The sequence below is a fragment of the Streptomyces sp. Edi2 genome (assembly GCF_040253635.1).
Classification (GTDB): domain Bacteria; phylum Actinomycetota; class Actinomycetes; order Streptomycetales; family Streptomycetaceae; genus Streptomyces.
On record NZ_JBEJGX010000003.1, the window covers coordinates 3,674,179 to 3,687,941 of the forward strand.

Sequence of the window (13,763 nt, forward strand, 5' to 3'; positions counted from 1 at the left end):
AAGGGCACACCGTGAGCATTGACGACGATAAAAAGCGCAGGTTGCGGCGGCACCTCCTGGAGGTGAGGAGAGCGTTGCCGCCGGATGTCGTCGCCGTGACGGGCGAGGAGCTGGCCCGGCGGACGCTGGAGCTGGACGAGTTGGCCGCGCCCGCCGGCGTGCGCCACGGCGGCCCCTGCGACGCCGACGAAGCCGACGACGCCGGCATCCCTGGCAGCCCTGGCAGCCCTGGCGGCCCGCCCACCGTCGCGGCCTATGTGTCGATAGGCGGCGAACCCTCCACCCGCGCCCTGCTGGACCGGCTGCGGACGGCCGGGGTGCGGGTGCTGCTGCCCGTCCTGCTGCCGGACAACGATCTGGACTGGGCGCTCTACGAGGGTGCCGGACGGCTCGTACGGGCCGGCCGGGGGCTGCTGGAACCGGACGGGACCCGGCTGGGCCCCGAGGCCGTCACCCAGGCCGATGTGGTGCTGCTGCCGGGGCTCGCGGTGGACCGCGGCGGGCTGCGACTGGGGCGCGGCGGCGGCTCCTACGACCGGGTACTGGCCCGGCTGGAGCGGGCCGGTGCGCGGGCGTCGCTGGTGGTGCTGCTCTATGACGCGGAGGTGCTGGCCGAGGTGCCCGCCGAGCCGCACGACCGGCATGTGCATGCCGCGGTGACCCCGTCGGCGGTGCACCGGTTCACGGCACCGGGGGGCCGTACGGAGGGCTGAAGCAAAGACGTCGGGCGGGCCGGAAGTCTTCCGGCCCGCCCGACGGCGCAGCGATCACCAGGTGACGGCGGAAGCGCCGCCCGCCCCTGAGGGCAGAGCCCCTACGGCGACAGGGTCAGCGTGTCCTTGCCCGCCTTCTTGACGGCGTCCTGGCTGTACGCCCAGGGCAGCAGGTCACCCTTGGCCCACTTGTCGGTCTGGTCGTAGTAGTGGGCGTCGTACGCGTGCCCCGAGGCGCCGGTGAGGTTGATCCAGCGGGACTTGTCGAGGTCCGCGAGGTTGACCACCATCCGCATCGACGGGACCCAGGTGACCTGGTAGCCGCCCGCGGCGTTCCAGCCGGTGGCGTCGACCGCGGCCTCACCGCCGCCGACGTTCCAGGGGCCGCGGTTGAACAGGCCCTGCAGCATGCCGGGTCCGTCGGTGCCCAGGGTCTGGTTCTTCAGGTACATCTGGTGCAGCCGGCCCCAGCTCCAGTTGTCGATGTTCTTGCCCAGCTTGGAGGTCAGTTCGTAGCGCGCGTCCGCCATGGCGTGCGCCAGGAGCTGGTCGCGGTTCTTGTCGCCGGGACGGCCTGGCCGGTCCTCGGTCTTCCACCAGGCGTTGTTCGGGTCGTCGAGGATGTTGCGGACGACCTCGTACCAGCGGTCGCCGCCGTCGGGCTGCGCGGTGTCACCGGCCCGCTCGCCGCATTCGCGGATGTACTTGTCGTTCTCGTCGGCGGGCCCGGTCTCGTCCGCCGGGCGGACGGTCAGGCACTGCCCGTCGGGGCGCAGCTCCTTGGGCATCTTGTTGCCGAAGGCGAGCTTGAGGGTGTTGCGCCAGACGGCGTTGAAGTAGGCGGCCGCGGCGGAGTCGGGCTCCTGGGTGAAGTCCCAGCCCTCCAGCAGCTGCTGGGCGTCGCGGACGTACTTGTCCTTGATGTCGATCTTCGTGAGGTACGGCGTCAGCAGCCGGGCGATCTCGCTGCTGTTGTCCTTCTGGAAGGCCTGCATATCGTCGGTCGAGACCTTGCCGCCGTCCTTGGTCTTCGACTCGATCAGATCGTTGATCCGCTGGCTGCGGGAGCCGTAACCCCAGTCCTTGGTGAGGAGGTAGGGGTACTTCTCGTCCGTGACGGCCTGGTTGGCGGTGACGATGTAGCCGCGCTGGGGGTTGTACTCGTACGGCAGCGCCTTCTGCGGGATGTAGCCGGTCCACTGGTACTTCGGGTCCCAGCCGGGCGCCGGGAGGGTGCCGTCGTAGTGGCCGTCACCCTTGCCGCGGACCGGGATCCGGCCCGGGGCCTGGTAGCCGATGTTGCCCTTGGTGTCGGCGTAGATCAGGTTCTGCGAGGGGACCTCGAAGTCGCCGGCGGCCTTGCGGAAGCCGTTCCAGTCCTTGGCACGGTCGAGTGCCAAGACGGCGTCCATGGACTTGCCGGGGGTCAGCGCGGTCCAGCGCAGCGAGACGGCGTAGCCGTCGCCGCGGTCCGGTGCGGCATTGCCGACCGGGGCGTCCTTGCCGACACTGGCCAGTTCGCCGTCGCGGTCGGAGACGATCGGCCCGTTCTTGGTGGACCGGACGGTGATCTCGCGGCTCTCGCCGTCGGCGACCTTGATGGTCTCCTTGCGGGTTATGAAGGGCTGCTGCTTGTTGTCGAAGAGGTAGCCGTCGGCGTTGACCTTCTCCAGGTAGAGGTCGGTGACGTCGGCACCGAGGTTGGTCATGCCCCAGGAGATGTCCTGGTTGTGGCCGATGACGACGCCGGGCATACCGGAGAAGGTGAAGCCGGAGACGTCGTAGTTGCACTTGGGGCCGGTATTACGGCAGTGCAGGCCCATCTGGTACCAGAGCGAGGGCATCTGCGGTGCCAGGTGCGGGTCGTTGGCGAGCAGCGGTTTGCCGGTGGTGGTGTGCGCACCGGAGACGACCCAGGAGTTGGAGCCGATGCCGTTGCCGTTGGGGCCGAGCAGCGCCGGGATCCTGTCGGTGGTCTCGGCCAGCGCGGACAGGCCCGACTGCAGGCCCGCGGCGGCGCCGGCGGGGGTGGCATTCGCCGAACCCGCCGAGCCCTTGGGCGAGAACTTCTTGGTGGCGGGGTCGACCGCGCCGCCCTCGACGATCGGCTTGTTCCGCTTGTACGGGTATGCCGGGTAGAGCTGGGCGATCTGCTCCGGGGTGAAGCGGCTGGTCATCAGGGAGCGGTCGATCTCCTCCTGCATATTGCCGCGGAGGTCCCAGGCCATCGCCTTGAGCCAGGCCACCGAGTCGACCGGCGTCCACTTCTGGGGCTTGTAGTCGTTCTGGAAGTCCAGCGCCGCGTACTCCAGGGACACCGCCGAACCCTTGTGGTCCTTGAGATAGGCGTTGACGCCGGCGGAGTAGGACTGGAGGTACTTCTTGGTGCTGGGCGACAGCTTGGTGTCGTACTCCTTCTGCGCCACGTCGTGCCAGCCGAGGGTGCGCAGGAACGAGTCGGTCTTGACCTCGCTCTTGCCGAACATCTCCGAGAGCCGGCCGGAGGTCATGTGGCGCCGTACGTCCATCTCCCAGAAGCGGTCCTGGGCCTGGACGTACCCCTGGGCGCGGAAGAGGTCTTCGTCGGTGTCGGCGTAGATCTGCGGAATGCCGTTGCCGTCGCGGACGACATCCACCGGGTTGGTCAGGCCCGGGAGTTTGAGCGAGCCGGTGGTCTGCGGGAACGAGGAGCGGACGGTACTGACCCCCCAGAACGCGCCGAAGCCGATGCCCGCCACGAGCAGCAGCACGACCGTGATGGCGACGAGGCGGCCGCGCCGCCCCTTCTTTTTCCTGGGGACTGGGCCGGACTTGTTGGCGGGCATCTCGGTCCTTCGAGGGGCAGGGTGGGAGTGCTGGAGCAACCATAGGCGCACGGGTCCGGCTACCCCTACGCGGAGTCACCGCCAGCACCCCCAACCTTCAAGTAATGGTAAATTGTTAGTCTCAGTAACTAGATACGGTAAGGAAAGACCCCTCCGGAACCTGTGCGAGGAAGGACCAGCTCCTGTCTGTCGACCACCTCAACGAACTCCTGCTGTTCTGCTCGCTCGTACTGCTCATCGCGGTTGCCGCGGTACGGCTCTCCTCGCGCAGCGGGCTCCCCAGCCTGCTCATCTACCTGGGGATAGGCATCGCCATAGGCCAGGACGGCCTGGGCGGTGTCGTCTTCGACAATGCCGAGCTGACCCAACTCCTCGGCTATACCGCGCTGGTCGTGATCCTGGCCGAGGGCGGTCTGGGCACCAAGTGGAAAGAGATCAGGCCGGCGCTGCCCCGGGCGGTGTCGCTGTCGACGGTCGGCGTCGCGGTGAGCGTGGGGGTCACCGCGGCCGGAGCGCACTATCTGGCCGGGCTCGACTGGCGGCAGGCGCTGCTGATCGGCGCCGTGGTCTCGTCCACGGACGCCGCGGCCGTCTTCTCCGTGCTGCGCAGCGTGCCACTGCCGGCCCGCCTGACCGGGGTGCTCGAAGCCGAATCCGGCCTCAATGACGCCCCGGTGGTCATCCTCGTGGTCGCCTTCTCCACCGCGGGGCCGGTCGAACACTGGTACCTCCTGCTCGGCGAGATCGCCCTGGAGCTGGCGATCGGCGCCGCGCTCGGACTGGCCATCGGCTGGCTCGGCGCCTACGGCCTGCGGCACGTGGCACTGCCCGCGTCGGGCCTGTACCCGATCGCGGTCATGGCCATCGCGGTCTGCGCCTACGCGGCCGGCGCGCTGGCGCACGGCTCGGGCTTCCTCGCCGTCTATCTGGCCGCGGTGGTCCTCGGCAACGCCAAGCTGCCGCACTCCCCGGCCACCCGCGGCTTCGCCGAAGGCCTCGGCTGGATCGGCCAGATCGGGATGTTCGTCCTGCTCGGCCTGCTGGTCACCCCGCACAACCTGCTGGACGACTTCGTGCCCGCGCTGCTGATCGGCATGATCCTCACGCTGGTGGCGAGGCCGATGTCCGTCTTTGTGGCGCTGATGCCGTTCCGGGTGCCCTGGCCGGAGAAGACCCTGCTGTCGTGGGCCGGACTGCGCGGCGCGGTGCCGATCGTGCTGGCCACGATCCCGATGGTGAGCGATGTTCCCGGCAGCGACCGGGTCTTCAACATCGTCTTCGTCCTGGTCGTCGTCTACACCCTGATCCAGGGGCCGACGCTGCCCTGGCTGGCCAAGCGGCTGCAGCTGGGCGACGACGAGGAGGCCGCCGACCTGGGCATCGAGTCCGCTCCCCTGGAACGGCTGCGCGGCCATCTGCTGTCCACCTCCATCGGCCCGGCCTCCCGTATGCACGGCGTCGAGGTCGGTGAGCTGCGGATGCCCGCAGGCGCCGCGGTCACCCTCGTCGTCCGGGACAACTCCAGCTTCGTGCCGTCGCCCTCGACGGTGCTGCGGCGCGGCGACGAACTGCTGGTGGTCGCCACCGACCCGGTACGCGACGCGGCCGAACGGCGGCTGCAGGCGGTCTCCCAGGGCGGCAAGCTGGCCGGCTGGCTGGGGACGGGCGGGTCCACGGGGCGGTGGGGGCACCATCACCGGTGAGGTCCGGGCGAGCCCGGGCCGGGGGCGCTCGGGGTACGCCGGCGCGCCCCCCGGAGTGCGGGAAATGTGCCGCAGATCTCCACGGATCCCAAGGAAATTTACCCGAACCCCAGGCCAATCCCAGGGCTTCCCGCGCGACGGCCTGTAGTATGAAAAGGCAACATCGACGAACCAACTCTGCCTGATGCAGAGCTGGCGCGACCGCTCGGCGGCCGCGGTCCTCCTGCCACACGCAGCCACCCTCTCGGTGCGGACCACGCGGTATCACTCGGTCCTGCGCGAGAGGACAGCTCTCGGCGCGTACCCGTGACGACCTCGCGGGTGGCGCGCTACCAGGCGGCAGAAAGGCCCGGCCGTGGCATCCGCGGTCAAGGATTCCCGTTCCGGATACGGACCACTGCTCCGCACCCCTGGTGCTTGGACATTCCTGCTGCCCGGCTTTCTGGCCCGGCAGCCCTTCGCCATGCTGACGATCGGCATCGTGCTGCTCGTCGAATCGACCACCGGCTCGTACGGCACCGCAGGCGCGGTGTCCGCCGCGACCGGTGTGTCCATGGCCCTGTTCGCCCCGCAGAGCGGCAAGCTGGCCGACCGCTTCGGCCAGCGCGCGGTGCTGATCCCCGGCGTACTCGTGCATGTCGCCGGCGTCGCCGCACTGATCACCCTCGCCCTCGCCCACGCCCCCCTGTGGACGCTGTTCGCGGTGGCCGTCCCCACGGGCGCCTCGACGCCGCAGGTCGGCCCGATGGTGCGGGCCCGCTGGGCCTCCCGGCTCGGCGGCAGCCCGCTGATGCCGACCGCCGCCGCCTTCGAGTCGGTGACCGACGAGTTCACCTTCGTCGTCGGCCCGGTGCTGGCGACCGCGGTGTGCACCGGTATCCACCCGGCGGCCGGCCTGGTCGCCGAGGCCGCGCTGACGCTGGCCGGCGGGCTGCTGTTCGCCTCCCAGCGGCGCAGCCAGCCCCCGGTGCACCGCCCGCAGGCCGGTGACCGGCCGCGCGTCTCGGCGCTGTCGGTGCCCGGCGTGCGCGTCCTGATCGTGGCGTTCCTCGGCATCGGCGCCGTCTTCGGCGGGATGCAGGTCTCGCTGACCGCGTTCACCCAGCACATCGGGCAGCCCGGCATCAACGGCGTGCTCTACGGGATCTTCGCGGGCGGCAACATGCTCGCCGGCATCGCCTGCGGGGCCATCACCTGGAAGGTCAGCCCGCGGCGCCGGCTGCTGGTCGCCTACGGGCTGCTGGCCCTGGCCACCACTCCGTTGTGGGCGGTGACCGCGGTACCGCTGCTCGGCGCGGTCGGCCTGGTCGTCGGCCTGTGCATCGCACCGGCCCTGATCACCGGCTACACGCTGGTCGAGTCGCTGGTGCCGGCCGCCGCCCGGACCGAGGCCTTCACCTGGCTGACCGGCGCGGTCGCGCTGGGCCAGGCGGTCGCGGCCACCTCCGCGGGGCAGCTCGCGGACGGCTTCGGGCCGAGCACCGGATTCCTGGTGCCGCTGGCCGGTACGGCGCTGGCCCTGACGGTGCTGCTGACGCTCCGCGCCCATCTGCTGCCCCGTGCTGCGGCCGAGGCTGCGTGCGCGCCTGTGACCGGAGCGAACCCGCAGGTCACAGCCGTTTCCGGCGACCGGGAACGGGAGCTGGCGCGCGTTTGACGGCCTCTGCCGGAAGTCTGACGGAACGTGGAGTCGGTCACCGTAAGGCGGTCACGGTGGACTGGCGGGCGGGAATACTGCAATATGGAGCGTCGTTAGCACTCATCGAGTGAGAGTGCCAGGAGGAAGACAAGTGCCGACGTACCAGTACCAGTGCACCGAGTGCGGCGAGGGCCTCGAGACGGTGCAGAAGTTCACCGATGACTCGCTCACCGAGTGCCCCGGTTGCCAGGGACGCCTCAAGAAGGTGTTCTCCGCGGTCGGCATCGTCTTCAAGGGCTCCGGTTTCTACCGCAACGACAGCCGCGGCTCGTCGTCCAGCAGCAGCCCCGGGAAGAACGCCTCCACGTCGGGCAACTCGTCCTCGTCGGACTCCTCGGGCTCCTCCGACTCCTCGTCGGGCTCTTCGTCGGGCTCCTCGTCCGGCAGCTCGGACAGCAAGTCCTCGACGCCGGCCGCCGCGTCGTCGTCGTCGGGCAGCACCTCGAGCGCCAGCTCCGCAGCCTGACCCACAGCTCTTCGGGCCCCGCCGTCACCGACGGCGGGGCCCGTCGTCTTGCGCCACGCTCCGCCTGATGTGCACAGGGCCTCGCGTCTTGCTCGTTGCGCTGTCTTCTTGCGTCGTGCTCGGCCTTACGGCGCCTGGCTCGGCCTTACGGCGCCCGGCTCGGTCTTACGGCTTTCTTTCGGCTTCGGCACCCGCCCCTCCCCGGTCTCCGTACCCCGATAGTGTGACCGGCATGGCTGACGCGGAGATTGGTGTAATCGGCGGATCGGGGTTCTACTCCTTCCTCGACGACGTGACCGAGGTCACGGTGGACACCCCCTACGGACGCCCCAGCGACTCGCTGTTCCTGGGAGAGATCGCCGGCCGCCGGGTCGCGTTCCTGCCCCGGCACGGCCGCGGCCACCACCTTCCGCCGCACCGCATCAACTACCGCGCCAACCTCTGGGCCCTGCGCTCGCTCGGTGTGCGCCAGGTCCTCGCCCCGTGCGCGGTCGGCGGTCTGCGCGCCGAATACGGCCCCGGCACGCTCCTGGTCCCCGATCAGCTCGTCGACCGCACCAAGGCCCGCCCCCAGACCTACTTCGACGGCGAACCGCTCCCCGACGGGCAGATCCCCAATGTCGTCCACCTGACCTTCGCCGACCCGTACTGCCCCACGGGACGGCAGGCCTCCCTCAAGGCGGCGCGCGGCCGGGACTGGGAGCCGGTCGACGGCGGGACCCTGGTCGTGATCGAAGGCCCCCGCTTCTCCACCCGCGCAGAATCGCGCTGGCATGCCGCACAGGGCTGGTCGGTGGTCGGCATGACGGGCCACCCCGAAGCCGTCCTGGCCCGCGAACTGAGCCTGTGCTACACCTCCTTGGCGCTGGTCACCGACCTGGACGCGGGCACGGAGACCGGCGACGGCGTGTCCCACGAGGAGGTCTTCCGGGTGTTCGCGGAGAACGTGGGCCGGCTGCGGGAGGTCCTGTTCGACGCGGTCGCCGCCCTCCCGGACACCGCTGGCCGCGCCTGCCTGTGCACCGAGGTCCACACCGGCTGGGACCTGGGCATCGACCTGCCGTAACGGCCTCGGAGCTGCTTGCCGTAACGCCCTTGGACTCGCCTGCCGTAACGGCCTTGGGCTTGCCGTGACGGCCTCGGCGGACTGCTCGGCCTCCCCCTTGCGGGTGGCCGGGTTGTCCACAGGGGCGGGGTCGTCCACAGCCCGGAGCGGGCGGGAGCGGATTCCGGCACGGTGGTGAGCCCGGTCCCTCCGACCTCTCATCGCAGGCGGTGCCCACCATGCCCCACACCCCTTCCGCTCCTTCCGTCCCTTCCGCGCCTTCTGCTTCTTGCGGGCCTCCCTCTCCCCTCCCTCCGCTCCCTCCCCGGGAGGACCCCGCCCTTCTCTTCCCGCCGCTCCCCACTCCCCCTCCGTGTGACGTGCCGCACTTCGCTCCCGTACGAGCGGGCGGCGGCCGCCGCTTACGGGGCCGGAACACGCGGCAGCGAACGGTGGCCGCCGCCCTGGCGCTGACCGCCGCAGCACTGGCCTGCGGAGCCTCGTACGGCGCCGTACGAGCCGCGCCCGTCTCCGGCTGCCCGTCGGCAACGCCCGCGGGAGGGCGGTGACCATGCCCCAAGATCAAGTGGCATCCGTACTCCCCGCACGCGACACTGCTGCGCATGGCGGGGCATCCGCCGCGCGCCAATGGAGTCGCGCTCACCGCACCACCACCGCGGTTTCCGTCCACGGCGTCCGCAGGGTCGGCACCTTCCGCCGGACGCACGCCGGGGCTCCGGCCGATCGCCGGTGCACGGGGCAGGACTGGACACCTCCGCCCCGCCCTGCCGTAAGTTGCGGTGCTGACTGTTGATGCACCATCCGTAGTGAGCGTGGAAAGAGGCTGTCAGGTGAGCGAGAGCAAGGGCGTCCTGCAGGGATTCAAGGAATTCCTGATGCGCGGCAACGTCATCGAACTCGCGGTCGCGGTGGTCGTCGGTGCTGCCTTCACGAACATCGTGAACGCCGTGGTCAAGGGCATCATCAACCCCATCGTGGGCGCGCTCGGTTCACAGAACCTCGATCACTACCAGTCCTGCCTGACCGAGACCTGCGCCAAGGATCCCAAGACGGGCGCGTTCGCCGACGGCATTTACATCCTCTGGGGCTCGGTGCTCAGCGCCGCCCTGACGTTCCTGATCACCGCCGCGGTCGTCTACTTCCTCATGATCCTTCCGATCAACAAGTGGAAGGAGCGCCAGACGGCCAGGAAGGCGGACGAGAGCATCCCCGCGGACCCGACCGAGATCCAGCTGCTCATCGAGATCCGCGATGCGCTGATCGCGCAGCGCACCGGCTCACCGTCCGTGCCGTCCTCCGGCGCGGGGATCATCGGCACACAGAAGACTCAGCAGTAGCAGGCGCCCACGGCGGCCGGCCCACGCCGCCCCCTCGCCTCGCTCAGAGGTGGTGGGGCGGCTTTTCGTCGAGGAAGCGGGCCAGGTCGGCGGCGCTGTCACTACGGTCCGGGCGCTCGCCCCAGCCACGGTCGGTGTCGTCCGAGGACTGCTGGTTCAGCGGATCGTCGAAGATCAGCCTCGCGGCGGGCTTGGGGGCCGGGCGCACAGCCGGCGACGGCGCGGCGGCCTGTGCGGCTTCGGACGCCTCCTGGGACGCGTCTTGGGCGTCCTGGGGCGTGGGGGCCGACTCGGGTCCGTTGCTGGTGCTCACCCCTTCAGGGTACGGGCGCGTGGAGCGCCCGGGCACGGGCCTGGTCGAGGGCACCGCCGGCCTCGATCGGCAGAAAGTGCTCCACCTGCCACGCCTGTGCGCTGCGGGCCTGGCGACTGGTCGTCTCCACCCACGGCGGGTAGATGCGGAACGCGCGCTTTCCGCCCGTGCCGTTCCGGGACACGATGCCCCGTCCGGCGAGCACATCCCGCGGAAAGACGAAGTGCCCGAAGTGCCCGTCCTGGCGGCTGCTGATGACGAAGAGATCGACCGCGTCCGCGGAGTCGAACGGCTGGATCGGTCCTCCGGGGCTGCGCTTCCACACGGTGACGAACTGGCCGGCCTTCGTCGGAGTCGTCTTGGCCACCCGGAACCTGACGGCCAGGCCGTCGAGAGTGAATTCATGGGCCGCGTACTCCGCGCTCTCCGTTTCGGGCACCGGCCGCGAGCAGACGAACCCGCACGGGTCGTACACCGCCGTCTTCGCCGCAAGAAGCTCCTCGTGCAGCGATTCCCCACCAGCCCAGGGCTCGGCACCTGCGGGGCACTGCGCGGAGGATTCAGCGGAATTTGTCGCCATTGCGCCATCGTGCCATTGCCGGCCGCCGCGCAGGTCAGCGGGATAGCCGGGGCTTTGCGGGCCGGTGCGGCCGCCCGGTCGCCTCCCGCCTCATCGGCCCTTGTCGTGGGTCGGTACGGGCTGCGGGCGGTGACCGTCGCGGGGGCGGGTCGGCGGGCCCTGCGAGGCGTGGCTGCGCCTGAGGAGCCGGTTCCGGTTGGTGCCGGGCAGGGGATGGCGGGGGTGAGCGTACTCGTGGCGGGCCATGAGGAGGGGCCTTTCCGGTCGGGGGCGAGTACGACGACCCCGTCGGAAGAGTGATGCCTCCGGGGCCGCAGCCGGGGCAGGTAAAGCAGGTAGGGCACGTGGGGCGTCCGCGGCTGGTCCACGGAATCCACGCTAGGCACGCGGGAGGCACACGGCTCGTTCTCCGGGCTCAGTGGGTGAAGCTGCGCCATCTCACCGGCGTGGGCCAGCACGCCTTTCCCTGAACCCGGCATAGGCCGCGGCTGTCCCTGTCCCCGCCTGGGTCGCGCCTGCCCCTGTACCGCCATGGGCCGGGCATCCGCTCGCCTCCCCTGAACCGGCGCGGGGCGCCTCTCCCCTGGGGGCCTCTCCCACCGGCCGCTTCTCCCTCGGGCCACCTCTCCTCTGGGCGGCCTCTCCTCGGGGCGGCCGCCCCGTCAGCGGGTGGCCGCCCCGGTGCCCAGTGCCTCGTGCCACCACAGGTCGCGGCCGGGCTTCCAGGAGACCGGCCGCGAACACCGGTTCACCACCAGCACGGTGCGGTCCGGCACACCCCCCGGTGCACCCCCCGAGGCCGCGCCCCGGGCCAGCGCGTGGTCGAGCACCGCCTTCACCGGCCGTACGGCCCCGTCCCAGAACGCCGCATCGGCCGTGATCAGCACCCGGGCCGAGGACTCACGCGTCCGTGCGACCAGTTCGGGCACCGTCAACGAGACCGGCAGCGTGGTGCGTATCGCATCCAGTCGGCCGCAGGCGAGCGTGGCGATCACCGACTCCGGCACCAGTGGCAGATGCACCGCGACCCGGTCACCGGCCCGTACCCCGAGCCGGGTGAGCGCGGCCGCGGCCCGCTCGGCCTGGTCGAGGAGCATGCCGTGCGTCAGCTCCTCATGGCGTCCCGGCTCCCCGCTCCAGGTGAGGGCGATTCGCGACGCCTCCGGTTCCTGCACATCCCGGGCGTCATCTGCATGCTCTGAGGTCATACGGCGCAACATGCGGACCAGGATGTCGATCACTGATCAACGTTCACTGAACGTCCGTTGTACGCGCCGGTGTACGGCACCGGCGCACGGGTCGCGTACGAGGGCAGCGTGCCCGTCACCCAGGATTCCTTCCCCCTTCGGGCGCACGCCATCCCTCCTCCGGCCCACCGGGCGCGCGCTCACCCCGCGCCCGTGGCCACCGCGTCGTATCCCCCCACCACATCGCACACGTCCCCGAACCCGTGCGCCTCCAGCAGGGCTGCGGCGATCACCGACCGATTGCCGCTGCGGCAGTACAGGACCACCGGACGGGCCGGATCCAGTTCGGTGATGCGGGCAGGAAGACCGGCCAGCGGGATGTTGCGGGCACCGGGGAGAGCACCCGCCTCGTACTCGGCCGGGTTGCGGACATCGATCAACTGGGTGCCGGGCGCGTGACCTTCGGGCAACTCGCTCGCCGGCCCGGGCAGCTCGTCGTGCCGGATGCGATGGCTGCGTCGCGCGAGGGCGGGCGTGCGCTCCAGTACGGCGGCCGGGTCGGGCAGATGACCCAGGACATGGTCGTAGCCGATACGGGCGAGCCGGAGGCGGGCCTCCTGCTCCGTACCGGGGTCGGCGAGCAGCACGATGGGGGTGCCCGGGGCGACCACGCTGCCTGCGTACTCCGCGAACCGGGTGTCCAGGCTCGTATGGAGCGAACCGGCCAGGTGCGCGCGGGTGTAGGCGGCCAACGGACGGCAGTCGAGGAGGGCGGCGCCCTGCCGGTCGCGGGCCGCGAGCGCCTCGTCGAGGGTGAGGGCGGGCGGCGGGCCGGGCTCCAGGAGGGCGTGGCCGTCACGGTTGAGGGCCGAGTCGTGCGCGAAGTACCCGGGGGTGGCAGGCTGTCCCGCGGTGACCAGCCGGACGAAGTCGGCCTCCGGCATGGGCTGCAGGGCGTAGTTGACGCGGCGCTGGTTGCCGATCGTGGAGCTGGTCTCGGTCGAGAGGCTGCGGCCGCAGGCGGAACCCGCGCCGTGTGCGGGAAAGACCCGGGTCGCGTCCGGGAGGGTCATGAGTTTGGTGTGCAGGGAGTGGTGCAGACGGGCGGCCATGTCCTGCGGGGAGTGACCGGCGGCGGAGAGCAGGTCCGGGCGGCCGACATCGCCGACGAAGAGGGTGTCGCCGGTGAGCACGCCGAACGGCTCCTCGTCGTCCGGGTGTTCGCGGATGACCAGACAGATGGATTCCAGGGTGTGGCCGGGGGTGGCGAGGACGGTGAGGGTGACCCCCTCGCCGTCGTCCGCCCCGAGCGAGATGCGCTCACCGTCCCGTAACCGCCGTATGGGGAAGCCGGTTTCGGCGGCTTCCCCGAAGGCGATGGCGGCGCCGGTGGCCCGCGCGAGTTCGAGGTGGCCGGAGAGGAAGTCGGCGTGGATGTGTGTCTCGACGACGAGTTCGATGCGCAGGCCGGCGGCTTCCGCGTCGTGCAGGTACTCGTCGATATCGCGGCGCGGGTCGACGAGGACGGCGCGGCCGGTGCGCTCGTCGCCGATCAGATACGACGCCTGGGAGAGGCAGTCGAGGTAGTACTGCGCGAAGTGCACGGTCGGCCTCCAGGGTGCGCGGGGCCCGTGCGCGGCGGCTGGGGCCCGCCCGGGCAGGGTGCGTTGTGCGGATGCACGGATGTACGTACATTAGGGAGCCGGATGGCGGGCGACAAGCCGAGGCCGCCTTCCCGGGGCTCCATGTGACGGTGCACCAGGCGAACTTGGGTGACGAGGTGGCAGGCATCACGCACGACATCGCCTCGCGCGCGGGTGTGTGACGTCACATCAGCTTCGGGCGAGCCGGCCGCTGCCCGGTCCGTCCGACGC

The 13,763-nt window shown here is 70.8% G+C and carries 11 protein-coding genes; 6 read left to right on the forward strand and 5 right to left on the reverse strand.

The window, feature by feature from the left end; all coding sequences use genetic code 11:
- The first annotated feature begins 17 nt into the window (after nt 1–17).
- Nucleotides 18–713, forward strand: a complete 696-nt coding sequence (locus ABR737_RS19435; RefSeq protein WP_350256847.1) for a 5-formyltetrahydrofolate cyclo-ligase — start codon at nt 18–20, stop codon at nt 711–713.
- 101 nt (nt 714–814) lie between these two features.
- Here the strand turns inward: ABR737_RS19435 and ABR737_RS19440 are convergent, their stop codons facing one another.
- Nucleotides 815–3,538 carry a penicillin acylase family protein gene (locus ABR737_RS19440; RefSeq protein ID WP_350251435.1) on the reverse strand — a complete coding sequence of 908 codons (2,724 nt, stop codon included), beginning with the start codon at nt 3,536–3,538 and terminating at the stop codon, nt 815–817.
- Between the two features lie 182 nt (nt 3,539–3,720).
- Between ABR737_RS19440 and ABR737_RS19445 the strand changes: the two genes are divergently transcribed.
- From ABR737_RS19445 to mscL, 5 genes are all read left to right on the forward strand, one after another.
- The gene (locus tag ABR737_RS19445; protein ID WP_350256848.1) at nt 3,721–5,241 is read left to right on the forward strand and encodes a potassium/proton antiporter; all 1,521 of its coding nucleotides are present in this window, start codon (nt 3,721–3,723) and stop codon (nt 5,239–5,241) included.
- Nucleotides 5,242–5,596: 355 nt separating this feature from the next.
- Entirely contained in the window at nt 5,597–6,898 is a 1,302-nt protein-coding gene (locus tag ABR737_RS19450) for an MFS transporter (protein ID WP_350251436.1), read from the forward strand.
- A gap of 133 nt (nt 6,899–7,031) precedes the next feature.
- Nucleotides 7,032–7,406, forward strand: a complete 375-nt coding sequence (locus ABR737_RS19455; RefSeq protein ID WP_350251437.1) for an FmdB family zinc ribbon protein — start codon at nt 7,032–7,034, stop codon at nt 7,404–7,406.
- A gap of 232 nt (nt 7,407–7,638) precedes the next feature.
- A complete protein-coding gene (locus ABR737_RS19460; RefSeq protein ID WP_350251438.1) occupies nt 7,639–8,472 on the forward strand; it encodes an S-methyl-5'-thioadenosine phosphorylase in 834 nt (277 codons plus the stop codon).
- Nucleotides 8,473–9,302: 830 nt separating this feature from the next.
- Nucleotides 9,303–9,809, forward strand: a complete 507-nt coding sequence (mscL, locus tag ABR737_RS19465) for a large conductance mechanosensitive channel protein MscL (protein ID WP_350251439.1) — start codon at nt 9,303–9,305, stop codon at nt 9,807–9,809.
- A gap of 43 nt (nt 9,810–9,852) precedes the next feature.
- Here mscL and ABR737_RS19470 read toward each other — a convergent pair whose 3' ends face one another.
- The 4 genes from ABR737_RS19470 to ABR737_RS19485 all read right to left on the reverse strand — a co-directional run bounded on the left by ABR737_RS19470 (nt 9,853) and on the right by ABR737_RS19485 (nt 13,493).
- Nucleotides 9,853–10,122 (reverse strand): hypothetical protein, encoded by a 270-nt coding sequence (locus tag ABR737_RS19470; RefSeq protein ID WP_350251440.1) that lies wholly within the window; start codon nt 10,120–10,122, stop codon nt 9,853–9,855.
- A 4-nt stretch (nt 10,123–10,126) separates the two neighbouring features.
- Complete coding sequence (locus tag ABR737_RS19475; protein ID WP_350251441.1) at nt 10,127–10,702, reverse strand: MepB family protein; 576 nt, start codon at nt 10,700–10,702, stop codon at nt 10,127–10,129.
- A 662-nt stretch (nt 10,703–11,364) separates the two neighbouring features.
- Nucleotides 11,365–11,910, reverse strand: a complete 546-nt coding sequence (locus tag ABR737_RS19480; RefSeq protein WP_350251442.1) for an AMP-binding protein — start codon at nt 11,908–11,910, stop codon at nt 11,365–11,367.
- Nucleotides 11,911–12,089: 179 nt separating this feature from the next.
- Nucleotides 12,090–13,493: a rhodanese-like domain-containing protein gene (locus tag ABR737_RS19485; protein WP_350251443.1), complete on the reverse strand. Its 1,404-nt coding sequence runs from the start codon at nt 13,491–13,493 to the stop codon at nt 12,090–12,092.
- Nucleotides 13,494–13,763 lie beyond the last annotated feature (270 nt).